15 protein-coding genes are annotated in these 18039 nt (G+C 36.8%); 4 read left to right on the top strand and 11 right to left on the bottom strand.

The features are described from left to right. Positions 1-187 precede the first annotated feature (187 nt). Positions 188-2302 (top strand): M3 family metallopeptidase, encoded by a 2115-nt coding sequence (locus ACHZAX_RS11810; RefSeq protein WP_320019260.1) that lies wholly within the window; start codon positions 188-190, stop codon positions 2300-2302. 117 nt (positions 2303-2419) lie between these two features. Here ACHZAX_RS11810 and ACHZAX_RS11815 read toward each other — a convergent pair whose 3' ends face one another. Next, entirely contained in the window at positions 2420-3007 is a 588-nt protein-coding gene (locus tag ACHZAX_RS11815; RefSeq protein ID WP_101307935.1) for a TetR/AcrR family transcriptional regulator, read from the bottom strand. Between the two features lie 614 nt (positions 3008-3621). Here ACHZAX_RS11815 and ACHZAX_RS11820 point away from each other — a divergent pair. After that, the gene (locus ACHZAX_RS11820) at positions 3622-5142 is read left to right on the top strand and encodes a hypothetical protein (protein ID WP_101307936.1); all 1521 of its coding nucleotides are present in this window, start codon (positions 3622-3624) and stop codon (positions 5140-5142) included. Between the two features lie 119 nt (positions 5143-5261). Beyond that, the gene (locus ACHZAX_RS11825) at positions 5262-6491 is read left to right on the top strand and encodes a hypothetical protein (protein ID WP_320019261.1); all 1230 of its coding nucleotides are present in this window, start codon (positions 5262-5264) and stop codon (positions 6489-6491) included. A 50-nt stretch (positions 6492-6541) separates the two neighbouring features. Here ACHZAX_RS11825 and ACHZAX_RS11830 read toward each other — a convergent pair whose 3' ends face one another. Both ACHZAX_RS11830 and sfsA read right to left on the bottom strand, forming a co-directional pair. After that, positions 6542-7075 (bottom strand): YkgJ family cysteine cluster protein, encoded by a 534-nt coding sequence (locus ACHZAX_RS11830; protein WP_320019262.1) that lies wholly within the window; start codon positions 7073-7075, stop codon positions 6542-6544. A 42-nt stretch (positions 7076-7117) separates the two neighbouring features. After that, positions 7118-7813: a DNA/RNA nuclease SfsA gene (sfsA, locus tag ACHZAX_RS11835; RefSeq protein WP_320019263.1), complete on the bottom strand. Its 696-nt coding sequence runs from the start codon at positions 7811-7813 to the stop codon at positions 7118-7120. Positions 7814-7890: 77 nt separating this feature from the next. Between sfsA and ACHZAX_RS11840 the strand changes: the two genes are divergently transcribed. Continuing rightward, positions 7891-9129 carry a hypothetical protein gene (locus ACHZAX_RS11840; protein ID WP_320019264.1) on the top strand — a complete coding sequence of 413 codons (1239 nt, stop codon included), beginning with the start codon at positions 7891-7893 and terminating at the stop codon, positions 9127-9129. Between the two features lie 44 nt (positions 9130-9173). Here ACHZAX_RS11840 and ACHZAX_RS11845 read toward each other — a convergent pair whose 3' ends face one another. The 8 genes from ACHZAX_RS11845 to fabG all read right to left on the bottom strand — a co-directional run bounded on the left by ACHZAX_RS11845 (position 9174) and on the right by fabG (position 18027). Continuing rightward, positions 9174-10463 carry a spondin domain-containing protein gene (locus tag ACHZAX_RS11845; protein ID WP_320019265.1) on the bottom strand — a complete coding sequence of 430 codons (1290 nt, stop codon included), beginning with the start codon at positions 10461-10463 and terminating at the stop codon, positions 9174-9176. Between the two features lie 99 nt (positions 10464-10562). After that, positions 10563-11231, bottom strand: coding sequence for a Crp/Fnr family transcriptional regulator (locus ACHZAX_RS11850; RefSeq protein WP_320019266.1), 669 nt, complete (start codon positions 11229-11231; stop codon positions 10563-10565). Between the two features lie 129 nt (positions 11232-11360). Next, positions 11361-11849, bottom strand: coding sequence for a superoxide dismutase [Ni] (locus ACHZAX_RS11855; protein ID WP_320019267.1), 489 nt, complete (start codon positions 11847-11849; stop codon positions 11361-11363). A gap of 227 nt (positions 11850-12076) precedes the next feature. Then, positions 12077-12853 carry a LytR/AlgR family response regulator transcription factor gene (locus tag ACHZAX_RS11860; RefSeq protein ID WP_101307942.1) on the bottom strand — a complete coding sequence of 259 codons (777 nt, stop codon included), beginning with the start codon at positions 12851-12853 and terminating at the stop codon, positions 12077-12079. Positions 12854-12884: 31 nt separating this feature from the next. Then, positions 12885-13925, bottom strand: coding sequence for a histidine kinase (locus ACHZAX_RS11865; protein ID WP_320019268.1), 1041 nt, complete (start codon positions 13923-13925; stop codon positions 12885-12887). A gap of 34 nt (positions 13926-13959) precedes the next feature. Further along, on the bottom strand, positions 13960-14997 hold the full coding sequence (locus tag ACHZAX_RS11870) for a sensor histidine kinase (RefSeq protein WP_320019269.1): 1038 nt from the start codon (positions 14995-14997) through the stop codon (positions 13960-13962). 165 nt (positions 14998-15162) lie between these two features. Next, positions 15163-16602 carry a hypothetical protein gene (locus ACHZAX_RS11875; RefSeq protein WP_320019270.1) on the bottom strand — a complete coding sequence of 480 codons (1440 nt, stop codon included), beginning with the start codon at positions 16600-16602 and terminating at the stop codon, positions 15163-15165. A gap of 678 nt (positions 16603-17280) precedes the next feature. Continuing rightward, positions 17281-18027, bottom strand: coding sequence for a 3-oxoacyl-[acyl-carrier-protein] reductase (gene fabG, locus ACHZAX_RS11880; protein WP_101307946.1), 747 nt, complete (start codon positions 18025-18027; stop codon positions 17281-17283). Positions 18028-18039: the final 12 nt, after the last annotated feature.

The following is an 18039-nucleotide window of genomic DNA, read 5'->3' on the forward strand; positions in this document are numbered from 1 at the left end:
CCTGATTTTCTATCTCCCAATATCCAAAGGATAAAACCTACCCTTATTCATTTCACATTCCAAACATTTTAATTCTAAATTGCAACAAGTATGCTGCGAAAACTAAACAAATCATAAGGAAAACCAGTCAGATTTTACTAATTTGGCAGGCAAACATTCTATAAGTACTAATACTAAACCTAACAACGTGAAAAAGACTTTTCTTTATGTACTTGTTGCAGGTATCGGTTTAACCGCCTGCAATAGTAACAAAAGTGAGCAAAAGACTGAAAATCCGTTTTTTGCAGACTACAACACTCCTCACCAAACAGCTCCATTTGATTTAATTAAATTTGAGCACTTCGAGCCGGCTTTCATGGAAGGCATGAAGCAAGGTCGTGCAGAAATTGATGCTATTGCCAACAATACTGAAGCACCAACTTTCGAAAATACGATCGAAGCAATGGATAAAGCCGGACAATTGTTGACTAAAGTCAGCAATGTATTTTTTAATCTTTCGGGTTCGGATACCAATGATTCTATTCAGGCTCTTTCGAAAAGATTGGCTCCTGAATTGACAAAATATGGTGCGGATATTGACCTCAACGAAAATTTGTTTAAAAGAGTTAAAGCTGTTTATGAACAAAAAAATGAATTAAACTTAGACGTTGAAGCAAATACTCTTCTTGAGAAAACGTACAAAGGTTTTGTTCGTGGTGGTGCCGATTTAGATGCCGGTAAAAAAGCAAAACTTCGTACTATCGATGAAAAATTATCATTATTAACTCTGCAGTTTGGAGAGAACCAATTGGCAGAAAACAATGCATTTGTATTGCTTATTGATAATGAAGATGATTTAGCTGGTCTTCCGGAATCTGTTAAAGCGGCTGCCGCTGAAACTGCAACTGCAAAAGGAGAAGAAGGAAAATGGGCTTTCACTTTAGACAAGCCAAGTATGCTTCCTTTTCTTCAGTACGCAGATAACCGCGATCTAAGAAAAAAAATCTACATGGGTTATGTGAACCGTTGTAATAACGACAATGAGTTCGACAACAAAAAAGTATTGTCAGAAATTGCTAACCTACGAGTAGAAAGAGCTCAATTATTTGGATTTAAAAGTCATGCAGATTATATTCTTGCCGAGAATATGGCAAAAACTCCTGAGAAAGTATTCGAATTATTGAATAAACTATGGGATGCTGCTCTTCCAAATGCAAAACTGGAAGCTGCTGAAATGCAAAAAGTGATTGACAAAGAAGGTGGTAAATTCAAACTAGCATCTTACGACTGGTGGTACTATGCTGAAAAAGTAAAGAAAGCGAAATACAATTTAGATGAGTCTGAACTTCGTCCATACTTCGAAATTAATAACGTTCGCGACGGTGCTTTCGAATTGGCTCACCGCCTTTATGGAATCAATTTCATCGAAAGAAATGACATCTCAAAATATAATAAGGATGTTCAGACCTGGGAACTGCAGGAAGCAGATGGAACTCATATTGGAATCTTCTATTTAGATTATTTCCCCAGAGCTTCGAAGCGTGGTGGTGCATGGATGAACAGCTTCCGCAAACAATCGGGTTGGCAAACAGAAAATGCAATCACTCCAATTATCTGTAACGTATGTAACTTTACCAAGCCTGTAGGCGATCAGCCAGCTTTGCTAAGTGTTGATGAAGTGGAAACTTTATTCCACGAATTTGGCCACGCTTTGCACGGATTCCTTTCAAGATGCAAATACAACACTCTTTCTGGTACTGCAGTATCACGCGATTTTGTTGAACTGCCATCGCAGGTAATGGAAAACTGGTGTTTAGAGCCTGAAATGTTGGCATTGTATGCCAAACATTACCAAACCGGAGAAGTAATTCCTGTTGAATTGGTTAAAAAAGTTCAGGATGCCGGTAAATTTAATCAAGGATTTGCTACTGTTGAATACCTTGCTGCTTCGTTGTTGGATATGAAATATCATACATTATCTGAAGTTCAGGATATCGATGTTCCAAAATTTGAAGATGATTATCTAAAATCAATTGGCTTGATTCCTGAAATCTATTCAAGATATCGTTCTACTTACTTTGCTCACATTTTTAGCGGTGGATACTCTTCAGGATACTACGCTTACATCTGGGCTGGAGTATTGGATTCGGATGCTTTTCAGGCGTTTAAGGAAACTGGTTTATTCAACAAAGAAACTGCGGCAGCTTTCCGTAATAACGTTTTAGCAAAAGGTGGTACTGAAGATCCTATGGAATTGTATAAACGATTCAGAGGCGCAGAACCAAATATTGATGCTTTGTTAATCAAACGCGGTTTAAAATAATTTATAAATTCCTGACTAAAGGCAATTTGTCGTTAGCAGATTTGCAAAAACATAAAGAATCCGGTTCACGATATGAACCGGATTCTTTTTTATTTATAATCTCAAATTGAATAAAATCTAATCTTCGTATTCGTTTTTTTTAATGTACATATTCAAGACTTTTTGCTGCATCTCATCAATTGGATAACCGTCGGGCTCCAAAACAAAATTCATAGCAATTCCATCCAACATTGAGACAAGAAATCGGGTTTCCATCTTAGGGTTTTCAGAACCTTCTTTACTAAAATATTTTCTAATTATATTTAATTTCGGACTTACGATTTCGTGCAATTCATGTTTGTACTGGTCAACCACCCCGGGCTGAAGTCTCAAAGAATAAAAAAGGCGAAAGAAATCAAGATTTTTTTCAACAGAATCAAAATAATCGTCAATAAAAAACAGCAATTCAACCTCCTGCAATTTACCATCCTGATTTGGATCTACTCCATCAAATATTAGATGTACTGCCTCAGCAACAATTGTGTGAAGCAAATTCTCCTTCGTTTCAAAATGAGAAAATAACTTTTCCTCACTAATACCAACTTCACCGGCAATCATAGCACCTGTTGTCGAGAAATAGCCATCCCGCACAAAAATTTCCAAAGCAATATTTAGAATCTCTTTCTTCAATAAATCATTTGCTGGATTATTTTTCGTTTCTGCCATAATCTGAAATTTTAATAATTAAGCCACTACTCCCTTTGTAAGTTACAACAGAATTTAGCTTAATTCCAAAAATTTTTATTTTCGGCAACACCGGCTTTATTTCGAAACTAAATTATATTCAGACAAATCCCGGCAAAAAGTCAGGACATTGTATTAGTTCATTTTCATTTTTTTTCGTTTCAAAAAAAAGACCAGAGTTCTTCAAACTTTAACAGATTTATAAGTCAAAATCGTCATTGAATTTTCGTGCAGAACTTTGAATACTAAAAAAAATGCTATTCAACAATTCGCTTTACTCAATTTTTTATACTCCCTACTAAATATTTTTGACACTTCACTCATATATTTTTTTTTCATAAATGCTTTTTAAGAATATTTACCGACACACAATGACGAATGAGTTATTTTTAGGTATTAAATGACATTTTTATTACACTAATACAATTTAACAATACCAATTTATGGTGTACATAAAATTTAAGTGATTGGACAATTAGATCATCGATTCCAAATCATTTAAAACAGATTAAACAAAGTCCGCAGAAACTCTGTGGCATGTTATGGATAATAAGATCCATCTGTAACATCAAAAAAAATAAAAAAAAGACAATTTTATGAAAAGCTCAACAAAAGAAATGGAGAATGTTGCCACATTAGTTGCAAACAGCCAAACCGGTGGAGATGAATTCTACGCAGAATTGCAAAAAAAAGCCCAGGATGCAGTCGCTTCAATTTTTAAATCACCATTGTATCCAATTCAGTATCCTTCTCAAGGAGATTTTCTATGGAACTGGCAAAACATGAATAACGACTTTAACGAATCAACCTACAATTACATTAATTCAGTCGTAGCTCCCGGGGATATTACAAACACTGCTAAGCTTGGATCACCGGGAAGTTTTCCAAACGCTTATGTTCAAATATTGAATTCAATAATGTACTCGCTGAACACCAAAGATCAAGGACAGTTGGATCAAGCAACAAAAAATGCTTCGACACAGGGAGGAACAGTCGTTTCTGATTACCAAACTTGTTACGGTAACATCTCTGCTGAAGAGATGGAAAAAGTGAAGGTGAAAACCAAACTGGACTATATTATTGGTTATATTTTTGGTAGTGTTTGGAGTGGAAAAGAAGCTGCAGGCGAAAGCCCAATCAGCTATACCCAAATGACTGAAGCCAGAAACTTAAAAAAATTATTACCTAACCGCCCTGCATCAAGTGATCAGGTAATTTCAGACGTTTCTATCTATCTAAATATAATGAGTCCGGTAAACGCTCTGCAGGATGCACTGCAAAACGGCTCGTGGATACTAACATCATTAAAAGATTGTACTGAATTTCCAACTAAAAAAAATGGTGGAATTAAAACAGTAAATCCTAATACCGGAGTAATTTCTGACAAATTCAATGTTGGGTATAGTATCAATAAATCAAAACAGGAGATTTCAAACGACTTGCAAAATAAAGGCCGTACCATTGAAATTAAAATGGAAACACATTCAGCTTCAGGAAGTGAAATGAATGTACATATTGAAGGTCAGACAGGATTTAGTGTTGGTTCCTGGTTGAAATTTGGAATCTCAGGCGGAGGTTCATACGACATGTCGAAAGCTGAAGGAACAAGTACTGATTGTTCCGTTTCAATGAAGTGGGAAGGATATGCAATGATACCAATGGGTCCTGCTGCATGGCAACAAGCTACTGAAAAAGGATGGTATTACGCTGATCCAATTTCTCAAGCTGTAGCTAACGCAGAAAAGGATATTAGCGGATTTAAGTTTGTGATTAAACCGACTTTCAATATGGACACTTTTAAAAATGGTGGAAACTTTGGTATGCTAAACAACCTTTTAATTGCTAACTACCCAACAGTTGAAATCACTTATCAAAATGCAAATTTTAAAAAATTTAAAGAAAGTTGGGAAGAACATGCATCGGGAAATCTGACACTTTTTGGTTTTATTAAACTAGGTAGCTTCAGCCAGGGAGTTTACAAAAGCTCTTTCAAAGAAAGTTCTGACAACAGTTCATTTAAAGTTACATTCTCTGCTTCGGATGCTATTGTTAGCGTTCCTGAACTGCAGCAAAGTGCATATGCTATTGGAGGTGCAGTTACAAACCCAGGCGCTTAATCAGCTGTTGTAACAAATACCTGTTTCCACTATGCAGGTAATACTACAGAAGACCTGCTTTTCAGCGGGTCTTCACATATTACATAGATTCTATCCTTATTGTAAAAAGAATATTTGTGATGACTAAATCTATAGTAAGAATACTTTTTCTTCCGCTCCTGGCATCTGTTGCTCTTTCATATCAAACGGACACATATGAAACTGCTCAGTATAGCAATACAAAAAATGATACGGATACAACACTACAACCTGTATCAGAATCGCTTTACCCTATTCTTACGGATGCAATAAACAAAGGAATTGCTTCCTTCTATCAGGAACAGATAACTCTTATTCAATACCCGTCACAAGGCAGTTTAAAATGGTACTACCAAAATATGAATGGAATATTCAATGAAGGAACGTTCAACTATATAAGTGCACGGGTACAACCATCAGAAGACTCAAAATATTTAGCATCACTATCGCATGCAGGCGGATTTCCCAACGCTTATTCCAATCTGCTCAATAATATATATTATAATACCGGCGAAACCGAACAACTAACTGATTCCATTCCTCAAGGTCGATGGGCATTATATCAACTTACAGAGAATACCTGTAATCCAACAAATGCAAATGGTGGAATGAAAACAATAAATCCGAATACCGGTACTATTTCAGACTCATTTCAGGTTGCCTATACAATCTTAAACTCAATTGATCAACTGAGAACAGAGCTGAAAAATAATAGAAAATCGATAAAAATTGAGATAAAAATAAACAATCCAAACCCAATTAATGTGCAAATCATTACCTGCAATGAAACAACAACCGACAGTATTTTGTACTGCTTGCCTGATTCGATAACATCGCTTCTTCTCCCATTCAATGCGGGAACGATGGAAAATGGAATACTGGGAATGGAATATTACGGAGTTACGATGTTCAATATCCTTCCTAAAAAATGGGAATCTGAATCAAATACAGGATGGTACAATGGATTTCCGATTGCAGATGCAGTCAAAAATACGAACCCAAAAAATAAAGGATATCACTTTGCTGTGACACCTAAATATAATTTAGGCTTACTTAAAGACGGAGGCGACTTTGGTTTCATTACCAATTTATTGATTTGTGACTCTTTGGTCAGCACATTCTCTGATCTCGAAGAACCTGTTTTAAAGGAAAATCCAAATACTCTCACCCCGTCGAACTTATTTCGCGGCAATCGGACTTCTAATGAAAATGTTGTTATCAATCTGAAAGAATCCATTTTTCCTAAATTAAGTGTTCCAATCCTTGAGCAAACAGCTACAGTTATCGGCGGCACTTTTTGTTTTCCCGGTGCAGAAAAAGTAACTCCCTAAAGGAAAAATAAGCTTTTTTTAACTGCTGCCAGTTGAACAACAGACAGCTTCTATTTTTTCAAATCCGTTACCAAACGATTTATAGATATCATATCAAAATCACCAAATTTTTCAGCCTCATAATTCTTAACAAATTCCTGATTGATTAAGAATAGCTTACTGTTGTAAGTATCCTGCATAAAGGTATTCCCGCTGTGAAAATCCTCAAAATTGGTAAAATTAAGCGGACAAGTTGATAATTCCCAGTCATCGCCTTCGGGACTCATAAATAACAAAGGCAATCCATGTGTGCGGCAGATAAAAGGCCGGGATTCGTAGATTTGACACAAATCATGAATCAGAAAATTACAATCGTCAGCTTCTTCATCCAGTTCCTGATACTCTTTTGGCGGGTTTGCCTTCAATTCCTGCAAGATGCTGAAATACTCCACCGGTAAAACCGAAAAATGCATGCAACACTCCGAACAACCTTTTTTGCAAGCCATTTCATCTTTGTGCAGTTTGGCTAACTTCTCACTCAATTCGCTTACTTCATTTCTTAGTTCGCGATATCTTTCCAATTCGTTTTGTGCCTTGTCGTTCATGCTCTTTCTTTTTAGGCTGGCAAAAGTACTTAGTTTAAGTACTTATTCCAATTCGAAAGGCAGTAGTTCTCCTAATTCTATTCTTTCCGGCGTTACAATTGCCCGGATGGGATAAACCTCCACTCCATTTTCGCGAGCTTCTTTTAATGTTGCAGCATAATCAGGATCGATATCATAAGCAGGAGCAAACTTATCGACGTCGGTTCGTTGAATCACATAAACCATCACAGCTCTTTTGCCTTCTTTCTTTACCTGCATTAATGTATTCAGGTGCTTTTTACCCCGGGTGGTTACCGCATCGGGAAAAAGTGCATACTCTCCCACTTTCATACTCACATTTTTTACTTCGATAAAGCACTCCTCCTCCTTGTTCGATGCAAAAACATCAAAGCGGCTATCGCCAAATTTCACCTCTCTTTTTACGAACGAATATCCTCTCAAAGTATCAATTTCCTGATTTTTGACGGCTTCGTAAACCAATAAATTAGGAACATCTGTATTAATTCCGACCCAAGATTTGTTAATTCGGATCATTTCCCAGGTGTACTTTGTTTTTCGTTTGGGATCATCCACGTAAGTAAGATAAACCTCCGCTCCTTCTTCCAGACAAGATTTCATACTGCCCGAGTTTGATGTATGAGCAACAACAATCTCCCCATTGTCCAACTCAACATCAGCTAAAAATCTTTTGTATCGCTTTATTAATCGACCATGCACTAGTTTATTGGGAAAAATCATATTTATAATTTATGTTGGAAAACCAAAGATAAGCAGATTTCACCTACTTTTGTGAGATTAAAAAGATATGAATTTGAATGATGCCAACTGAAATTTTTCCAAAAATATTTATTTACAATCCTACCTGCGAAATGGCCATTGCCAACGGAACGGTTAGCTTTATGCCCAATAAAATATTAACAAAGTTTGAGCAGGATCTGGATGTATTGCCGATGTTTTTTGCAGATAAAATGGATACAGTATTGGTTCATCAATTACCTGATCCGCAATTTATTGATCTGCTGATAAACGCAGGTGTAACTATCCCTAATTTCAAACCACTAAGCGCAGCATTAGCAGACTCTGATTTTATTAAAATGCCAAAAGGCAGTCTTCATCCCTGGGGCTGGAGTCCAAGAATTCATCACATTTTCAAACCATTTAAAGAGTCTTGCAGTCCTGATTTTTTAACTCAACCAAATGCCTGTTGGAAAGCAGAACATCGTGATTTATACAGTCGTAAAAAAGCTCTTGAAATTGGAACTGATGCAATTAACCGCAAAAAAAACTCGCTGTTTATTGATCCCGATCAGACAGCACAAGTCTGCACCAGTGTTTTAGAGGTAGAAAACCTAATGAGCAAATGGAAGCAAATTGTAATTAAAACACCATTAAGCTCAGCAGGAAGAGGCATACAGATTCTTCGGTACGCCAGCTTAAATGAATCCATTATTCAATCGATTAATGGGATTCTTGCTTCACAATCCTATGTAATGGTTGAACCTTTTTTTAATAAATTATTCGATTTCTCGCTTCAATACTATTGCAATGGGAAGAGTGAAGTGAATTATTTGGGATTGGGATTTTTTGAAACGGATTCGAAAGGACAATACCTGAGCAACTATCTGGGGGGTATCCCAAGCAAAATGGAAAAACTATTAACCGGAAAATACATTCAAGAATTGGAATCCTGCATGTCGGAAACTCTTGTTGATTCGGATATAGCAACCAACTATACGGGTTATTTTGGAGTTGATTGTATGTTGGTTTTAGATCGTGAAGAAAAGCTGAGAATTCATCCTTGCCTGGAGATTAACCTTCGGTACAACATGAGTACTTTGGCTCTTTTTTTAAATAAAAATATTCGTTCCGGCTCAAAAGGCAATTTTAAAATCTTTAATCAATTCAAAGCAAGTTTCGACCAATTCCATTTGGAAATGACGAAGAAACATCCACTTGAAATTCAGGATGGAAAATGGGTAAATGGATATCTGCCATTGGTAAGTCCATTTCAAAATAAAACTTTTGGTGCCTATATCTTACTCGAAAAGGAATAAAAAAGGGATTCTCACTTCATGTGAAAACCCCTGTAATTCAAATTCTATTCGGCACTAATTGTTACCTTAATCAAATCATTTACTGCAGGATAAGTAAATCCATCATTCACCTGCATTACCTTAACCGCTTCAGTATCTCCGGTATTCGGTTCCGCTTGTCTTGGTGCCTGATTATTACCTGCACCCGGATATTCATTCACCTCGGTTCCGGCATCCCATAATTTTAACATAGCCGTTACATCTCCGGTAACCGGAATTCCATTATTGAATAAAGCAATTCCCATATCATCAAAAGCCGCAAATATATCATTTGATTGTCCCAACATCGTTGCCAGATTTAAATAATCGCCTTCGGTTGCTTCAAAAGTAAATTCGAAAGCATCTCCCGGGAGTATCGGTGCTCCGCCGCTTTGTCCCACAGGTTCAGAAAAAACACCGTGACCAACAACAGAAGACAAACCGTTCAAATAGGTATCTAAATCTCCGGGATCGCCGTCTTCAGCCAATTTTTCCAAACCATTACCCGCCTGAACTTCACCATCTGTGAACAATGGGTAACCAGCTGTGCTTACCGCAAATACACCGGGAGCAAAAGGGGAAACATATCCACTGTTATCAGCTAAAAACATTCCTTTAACGGCATTCGCTCCATCCTCTGCCAATCCTTCCAAACCATTTGCGGCAACCTGATTAGCAGTGAAAACAGGCATTCCTGAATTATGAATTACCCAAACTCCTGGTGCTATTGGAGACTGGAAAGCATACATGTCGGATACATTATTAATAGTGACTGTAAATTCAGAACCACCATCGTGAGCCAAACTCACCTGAATTACTTCAGAATTTGCCGGATAGGTGTATCCATCCATTACATCGGCAACCAATCTAACAGTTCCGTTTTCATCCATTCCAGTGTTTGCACCAGCTTGTCTGGGAGCCTGATCGGCTCCAACGCCCGGTTCTTGATTTACCTCTGTTCCTGCATCCCAAAGCATAATTTCAGAAGTCACGTCGCCTGTTACTGGATCTCCATTGGCATCGTACAGAGCTAATCCTGTATCAGCAAAACCATAAAACAAATCATTTGACTGACCGAACATTGCAGCGAAAGAAAGGCGGGAACCCTTCCCTGCATTAAAGCTAAAACTTAATGATCCACCTGGCCCAACAGCATCGGATGTACCAGATTTAAAAAAATCTTTACCTGTTTGAATATTTTCCACCCGAACTGTGAAAATTCCTTTTTGAAGCGGATTCATTACAACATCATCGTCCGAATCGCAAGCTGAAAATAACAATACGCCTGCTGCGGCTAAACTTAGTATCTTTTTCATCTTTTTACATTTTTTGATTATTACTCTATACCAAAAGTAGCATCGTCAACAATCGTAAAATGTAAGCCATATCACATTTGCGAAAAAAAGATGAAATTTTTATAATTTTTCTTTCGCTAAAATTTTTATTTCCTTTCTGGAATAATCAATAATTCCCTCTTCCTTCAATTCATTAAATAAGCGTGTCACGGTTTCTCTGCTTGTTCCAATTAAATCTGCAAAATCTTTTTGAGTAAAAAAATGAGTCACAACCAGTTCTGTGCCCTCCATAGTTCCACTTTCATCGGCCATCTCCTTAATGAACTCGCATAATCTGGTTCTAACATCTTTAAAAAGGAGAGCTTCCAAACGCCGTTCCATTTTTTTTATCCGTACACCTATCAGTTTGTAAATTGAAAAGCCAAACTTTTCATTTGTACGCATTAATTGATACATATCCGGCAATTTCATTGGGCACAGTTCGGTAGGTTCACTGCAGGCCAGTGCATAATCACTGCGTTTTTCTTCTCCCAGCAAAGCTTTTTCTCCAAATATTTCTCCTTTCCCGAGAATTGCCTTCACAACTTCCTCTCCTTCTTCGTTATAAGAAACAATTTTCACCTTTCCTTTACTTACCATAAAAATTGATTGCGAAGCATCTTCGGGAAAATAGATAAAATCTCCTTTCTTAAATCCCTCAAAATGATCTTTTCCAAACTCCTTTAACTTATGCGGACAAAGAACCTGATAAAGGTTAACATTCTCGAAACGCCAAATTGAATCACTCATTGTACTGCTAATTTTAGAATCTGAATTTAATTCATTCTATTTTAAATAAACACTTCCTTTTTGCGATCTGTATATATTGAAAAAATCCCTTTCTGTGCAAGAAAGGGATTTGTGAAACACCATATATTTTTAATGATGATGATGCTCTTCCTCTCCAAAATACAAATGAGAAAGCTCATGAACTGCCTGCTTCAACTTCTCAACATATGTTAGATCTGTAGTTTGTTTAGACTTCATTGCATAAACACAAATTTCGTGCAGAACAGCCAGAAGTTCTGCATTTTTAGCCATTATTTTGGGATCATCAGAAACTTTTACCCTTTGAAACATAAAGTACTGGGTAGCAATATCCTGAATTTTATTGGCATGATCTTCTTTATTGGTGATCCATCGAACCAGTTGATTGTAGTCTACTTTTTCTGCAGATGATAATTCAGTAATCTTTTTCATGCTTTTCTCAATGGTTTCAATGTCTTCCGACAACATGATAATCCGAAGAGAATCGGCATAAATTCCGCAGGGAATCTCGCAATGAGCGTACGTTTTTGATGAGGCTCCAAGCAAGAGCATAAACAAGATTAGAAGGCCTGCTCCAATTTTTGATTGTAAAGTTTTCATGGAAATCATTATTTTTTAGTGAATATTCAAACTTCTTATTTAAAATTAGTCTAAACATTCATAATACAAAAATTTCCGGCTTTTAATTTCCAAACAAAAAACTAATTCGTTTACACTGGTCTGTAATTTTACGATCCATCGTACAGAATATTGATGTCAGCATTTTAGTTTTGCTGTTCATTTAAAACTGAAGGCTATATCGAGCTTTGTGTCAAATCAGAAGCAAACTATCCGGCTCCGTTAAACCAATCTTTAAAGCTGCCGACCTTTTCTCTGCTTACAATCAATTCCCTGTCAAATTCCTGCGATAAATCTACTTTAAGTCGTGAATTGGAGTGAACCGAAACACCGTTTATTGAATTAATATTAACGATAAAGGAGCGGCTGATCCGGTAAAACTGCTCCGGATTCAACAAATCCTGAAGCTCTTCCATTTTGTAGTCAATAATATAGCGGTTGCCTTCTTTCAACAGAATAAACACATCTCTGCCATCGGCATAAAAAACAGAAATATCCTCTGCCTTAAAGGATCTTAGTTTTTCGCCGATTTTCACCATGAAACGTGTTTTGTAATTTTTTTGAATAGTAGCCAGAGCATTGCTTAACTCCTCAAAATTCCTCATATTCCCGGCTCCTGTCAATGATTCCTTAAGGTGCTCTAATTTTTTCAGACTGGTATACAGATTATCAAATGTGACCGGTTTTAACAGATAATCGATGCTGTTTAATTTAAATGCATTCAAAGCATATTCGTTGTATGCGGTAGTAAAAATAATAGGTGTTTGAACCTGTACTCTATTAAATATTTCGAAGCTCAGTCCATCAACCAAATGGATATCCAAAAAAATCAAATCAGCTTTGTTTGATGGGTTTCCCAACCAGATAGAGGAATCAGTAACTGAATCGAACCGATCAATCACCTTTATTTTGGGATCGTATTTGTGCAGCAAACGTTCCAATTTATCGGCGGCCAATACTTCATCTTCTATAATAACTACATTCATGGCTAACAGGGATATGTGGTTTAGTAATTTGCTAATCTTCTAAATTAATTTTCGGAATGTAAATTTGGGTGAATTCACTCTTTTTATCCCAAACAAGCTCCTTATTTGAATAAAACCCAATGGCTTTTTTTAAAGTCTTCATCTGCATATTCAATTTAGGAACCGGAGTTAACCGCTCCGATGACAAAAAATAAAATACAATATAATCATCATTTTCGCTCACATCAACAACCAATTTGGTATTTAAATCAACCATTTGGTAATATTCAATCATTTGCAATACCTGCAAAACGGTATTGGGAACAATATGAATTTCTTTTAGAGATGATTCAATTTTCCAATTGACAATAAAGTTGTTGTTGTATTTGTTATTTCTGATGAGTATGTACTGATCAACCTTTTGAATTTCCTCTTCGAGCGAGATAATTTCAGAGTATCTGTTCCCTAATATCCGTCTGTAAAATAAAGCCAGATGGTCGATGAATTTTTCTGCCTGATCAACTTCTTTTTTCCGAATCAGACTAATTACGCTTTCAAGTGACTGATATAAAAAATCCGGATTAATTTTATTCTTAAACACCTGCAGTTCAAATTCAATATTTTTCCGGTTCATTTCCTCTTTCTCGAGCAGAAGCACCTTTTGCTGATCTAAAAACCGGATACTTAAATAAAAAAGATGATACAAAATACCAACTAAAGTAAATACAATAAGGAAAGAGGTCAATTCGGCTCTAAACTCGCTTAATCCCAGAAAATAAATGAAGTAGAGTGAAAAGAAAGCGAAAATAAGAATGATGGTGATGATAAAACTCCCCATAAACAGAAAAAAGGATTTCAGCAAAACCCGTTCTTTTAAATAGCCGATTTTCTCCGTTTGATGAATCCAAAAGCGATATACTTCGAATAAGGCAAAAGTCACAATTCCCAAAAAGAGAACTTCTTCCGGACTAAAATTGTTTCCAATTTCAGAGAGCCGGTCGAATATTAGTAATATCAGCAGGTAAACGAATACAGCAACCAAGGGTGGTGCAAATATCCTGTAAAGCAGATGGTTTAAATAATTAGTCTTCATAGTTAACAGCTGTTCTTTTGGTTTTGCATCTCAATTATTTCAATTGAGAAATCAGTGGTAAACTGACTTTAAAGTGTTCATTTTTATCCAGAAGAATTGTCTCTTCAGTAAAATAGGAATATCTCTTTCGAATATTTTCAATGCCAATTTGAAATGATTCCGGTTGCTCCCGCAACGGATTGATATTGTTTCGAACGCACAAATAATTCTTCTCCGAATCAATTTCCACGGCCAGAGGTGTTGTCTGCGATATCAGATTGTGTTTAATTGCATTCTCAACCAGCATCTGCACGCTTAAAGGGGGAACATAGCTTTTTAAAACAGCATCCGGTAAATTAATCTTTAATTCGTATGCTTCCTGAAACCGAACCTCAAGCAAATAATTGTAGGCCTGCACAAAATCCAACTCCTTTTGCAAGGGAATTAATGCCTGATCGTTCTGCTTAAATATGAAGCGATAGCTTTCGGCGAACATGCGGATAAAGCGTTCCGCCTTTTCGGTATCCTTATAAAGCAGCGAAGAAATTGTATTCAGGGAATTGAATAAAAAGTGAGGATCCAATTGAGATTTTAGCGCTTCAAACTGCAGGTTAAGCTGATTGTTGATCATCTCTGCCGAGCGAATCTCCTCTTCCTTCATCTGATTGTAAGAATACACCACAAAATCCAAAAGGGAATAAACAAATACCAGAATAAAAAGAATGATCACCGATTTAAAGAATTCATCTTTATACATCAACCAAAACTGGGTATAAGTTAGTTCGGTGCGCAGCGATATTAAAAACATTTCGGAATAAATTGCCACCAGTGCCAAACCTACCACATACAGCAAAACACATTGAATTAAAAAACGAAGTGCATGTTTTTGACGCCAGTTAAAGTTCCTGTTTAAATACTGCCCGATTCCCAATGCCGAAAAGCCGGCCCACAAACCAAATACAGCACTGGGCACATAGCCGTTGAATTTAAATTCGGCACCAGGCAATTCGCCTGCATGACCATAAAAAGCCAGCATATAGCACAAAATTCCAAGAACCGGACTGATGATAAAAAAACGTAAGTATTTATTCATTGGTGCATATGGGATTTTAATTCTATTTAGTTTAATACCTGCTAAAGATAAGTCAAGCAGTCTGAAATCAAACTTTTACTGCATCAATTTCGTTCTAATTGTGTAATTGCATGCCGAAAACAATTCATAAACTGTTGATCATCCTATTGAGTTGCAACAAACGGCTTATCTGTCTTTCCGATGAGAATAAATCGCTTTCATAACTTTCCCATATTCATATTCAGAACTTATTTCCTGAGTCGCATTAATAAGAGCATCATAAATTTTCTCATTGCTTAAATCCATTTTTTGACTTGCTCTGGTCAGGAATTGAGCCAATTCGTAATTGGAAGAAATATTCTCAGATTTAAAAATAAGTTCCAACTGCTGTTCTACAGACAATTCCTCCTGATTTAACAACGAATTGTAAAACCTGCTTAATTCATAAGATGAAGAAATATTATCGGATGCTTTTATCAAGTAGTTAAAACGCCCGGTGCCTAAGGCCTCATAACCAATCAACTCATTTAATATTTGTGTATAGGAATATTCAGATGATATCTCTTCAATCAATTCATTAAATTCATCCAGATTAGAGGTATTCAGCAAACCTCTCTTGATCATTGTGCCAATAATTTGTGTCCTTTCATAATCGGAAGATAAGCTGTGGGTTAGTTCAATTATTTCATTCAGGTTCTTTGTTGAGAGTCCGTCTGCATTCAGCAACGACTTAATAATCTGAGATTTTTCGTAGTCCGATGAAAGGTCTTCCACTTCCTTTAGCAAAACAGTTAATTGTTCATTGGTCAGCCTGTCATCATGCAAAGCCAGTTTCATTAAATTGGATTTTTCGTAATCCGATGAAATGTCATCAAAAGCACCAATAAAAAAGGTGAAGTTTTCGTTGGTTAAATCATTCAGTTTGTAAACAGATGACAACACCTGCGATAATTCGTAGTTTGAAGATAATTCTGCCAGGCTTTGAAAAAAATCAGCCGAGACTTCTGCGTCTTCCAAAAATACCGGATTGTACTTTTTAAAAATCTGAGACAACTCATAATCAGAATCAATCCGGTAAGGAAACTCCCTCAGCAAACTTTGCAGTTCCGACTTCTTCAATTTATTATTCTTCAAAAGATATTCAACCATTCTTGAACTAAAATAGTCACTATCGGTTTTCTCCAATTCCGATAAAAAGCCCGTTATGCCTTTCTTCTCATAAATCTTATTAACACGGTTCTCCAGATCCAATCCCGAATTACGAATTACATCTGGCAATACCTTTTTCATCCATTCCCGGCCTTTGGGTTCAAAATTCACCTCCTTATTTCCTTCAAAGTATCGGTAAGCAACACGTCCGTTGTCCGAACTTACGTATAACTTTCGTTTCATGCCGAAACTCACCATGCTGATTTTCAGATATCCGCCATCCGATATCGAAGTGATATCTGTATAAGAATCATTGAATTCGATATCTCCGTTGCTTGAAATCTTAAGATTTTCACGATTCCAGTTCGAATTCCAGCTAATCGTTATTTCTTTATCGGGCTTAACTGCAAAACCATTGTAAGCCGGAAGCAGCATTACGGCTGCCATTACCAGTAAAAACTGAATGCACTTTCTCATATCGTAAGTATTAGTTGTTGTTTGTATGTCTTTTGTAATTTTTCTACGATACAATATTCCGAAATAGTTATTGGAATGAAAAATAAAATGAATTCAACTGTAGAATCATTGTAGTGAATTGTATTTTATCCTGTTCCCTTTCGGGATGCAAAAAGAAAAGACATCTCCATTCCGCTGTCAAAAATCTGTTTGGAGAGTATCTGACGCAAGCCAGACCATCAAAAAATAGTTTGAAGAGCATCCGGCGCAAGCCAGACCATCAAAAAATAGTTTGGAGAGCATCCGGCGCAAACCAGACCATCAAAAAATAGTTTGAAGAGCATCCGGCACAAGCCAGACCATCAAAAAATAGTTTGGTGGGCATCCGGCGCAAGCCAGACCATCAAAAAATAGTTTGGTGGGCATCTGGTGCAAGCCAGACAATCAAAAAATAGTTTGAAGAGCATCTGGTGCAAGCCAGACCATCAAAAAATAGTTTGGTGGGCATCCGGCGCAAACCAGACCATCAAAAAAAAGTTTGGTGGGCATCCGTCACAAGCCAGATTTTACTTTTGTCTCTCCTTTACAGGGATAGAAAACAAAAAAGCCACCCCGAAGGATGGCTTTGAAATATGATTTTGCAATTTCTTATACCGAGTTTTTTCGCTCGCCACGGCTCACTAATTATTCAAAATGGTATTACATGTTCATACCACCACAAACGTGAATGGTTTGTCCGGTTACGTATGAAGAAAGATCGGAACCTAAATAAACACATGTTTTTGCAATTTCTTCAGGAGTACCGCCTCTTTTCAAAGGAATTTTACCAGCCCATTCTTTCACAACATCTTCAGGAAGTTTTCCTGTCATTTCTGTGATAATAAAACCCGGAGCAATTGCATTGGAACGAATTCCACGGGAACCCAATTCTTTAGCTACTGATTTTGTAAAGCCAATAATACCTGCTTTAGATGCAGAATAATTTGCCTGACCGGCATTTCCGCTAACACCTACAACAGAACTCATGTTGATGATAGAACCGCTGCGTTGCTTCAACATGGTTTTTTGAGCTGCTTTGGTAAAGTTGAATACAGATTTCAAGTTCACGTTGATTACCATATCCCACTGCTCTTCGGTCATACGCATTAACAAAGTATCTTTAGTGATACCAGCGTTGTTAACCAAGATATCAATTGCACCAAATTCTGCTACAATTTCATTAACTACTCTGTCGGTATCAGCAAAATTACTTGCATCCGATGCATATCCTTTGGCTTTTACGCCGTAAGAAGCAATTTCTTTTTCAGTTTCGATTGCCTGCTCATTGTAGAACAAATCAGTAAAAGCAACATTAGCACCTTGCTTTGCAAATTCGATTGCAACTGCTTTACCAATACCACGGGATGCACCGGTAATAATCGCTGTTTTTCCTTCTAATAACTTCATGAAATTCTATTT

Origin of the sequence: Labilibaculum manganireducens, from assembly GCF_963665805.2 — a bacterium.
Taxonomy (GTDB): Bacteria; Bacteroidota; Bacteroidia; order Bacteroidales; family Marinifilaceae; genus Labilibaculum; species Labilibaculum manganireducens.

Bases quoted from the DNA above. Each gene is read 5' to 3' on its own strand.
- ACHZAX_RS11815 (WP_101307935.1), bottom strand. From the start codon at position 3,007: ATGGCAGAAACGAAAAATAATCCAGCAAATGATTTATTGAAGAAAGAG.
- ACHZAX_RS11820 (WP_101307936.1), top strand. From the start codon at position 3,622: ATGAAAAGCTCAACAAAAGAAATGGAGAATGTTGCCACATTAGTTGCA.
- ACHZAX_RS11825 (WP_320019261.1), top strand. From the start codon at position 5,262: ATGACTAAATCTATAGTAAGAATACTTTTTCTTCCGCTCCTGGCATCT.
- ACHZAX_RS11830 (WP_320019262.1), bottom strand. From the start codon at position 7,075: ATGAACGACAAGGCACAAAACGAATTGGAAAGATATCGCGAACTAAGA.
- sfsA (WP_320019263.1), bottom strand. From the start codon at position 7,813: ATGATTTTTCCCAATAAACTAGTGCATGGTCGATTAATAAAGCGATAC.
- ACHZAX_RS11840 (WP_320019264.1), top strand. From the start codon at position 7,891: ATGATGCCAACTGAAATTTTTCCAAAAATATTTATTTACAATCCTACC.
- ACHZAX_RS11845 (WP_320019265.1), bottom strand. From the start codon at position 10,463: ATGAAAAAGATACTAAGTTTAGCCGCAGCAGGCGTATTGTTATTTTCA.
- ACHZAX_RS11850 (WP_320019266.1), bottom strand. From the start codon at position 11,231: ATGAGTGATTCAATTTGGCGTTTCGAGAATGTTAACCTTTATCAGGTT.
- ACHZAX_RS11855 (WP_320019267.1), bottom strand. From the start codon at position 11,849: ATGAAAACTTTACAATCAAAAATTGGAGCAGGCCTTCTAATCTTGTTT.
- ACHZAX_RS11860 (WP_101307942.1), bottom strand. From the start codon at position 12,853: ATGAATGTAGTTATTATAGAAGATGAAGTATTGGCCGCCGATAAATTG.
- ACHZAX_RS11865 (WP_320019268.1), bottom strand. From the start codon at position 13,925: ATGAAGACTAATTATTTAAACCATCTGCTTTACAGGATATTTGCACCA.
- ACHZAX_RS11870 (WP_320019269.1), bottom strand. From the start codon at position 14,997: ATGAATAAATACTTACGTTTTTTTATCATCAGTCCGGTTCTTGGAATT.
- ACHZAX_RS11875 (WP_320019270.1), bottom strand. From the start codon at position 16,602: ATGAGAAAGTGCATTCAGTTTTTACTGGTAATGGCAGCCGTAATGCTG.
- fabG (WP_101307946.1), bottom strand. From the start codon at position 18,027: ATGAAGTTATTAGAAGGAAAAACAGCGATTATTACCGGTGCATCCCGT.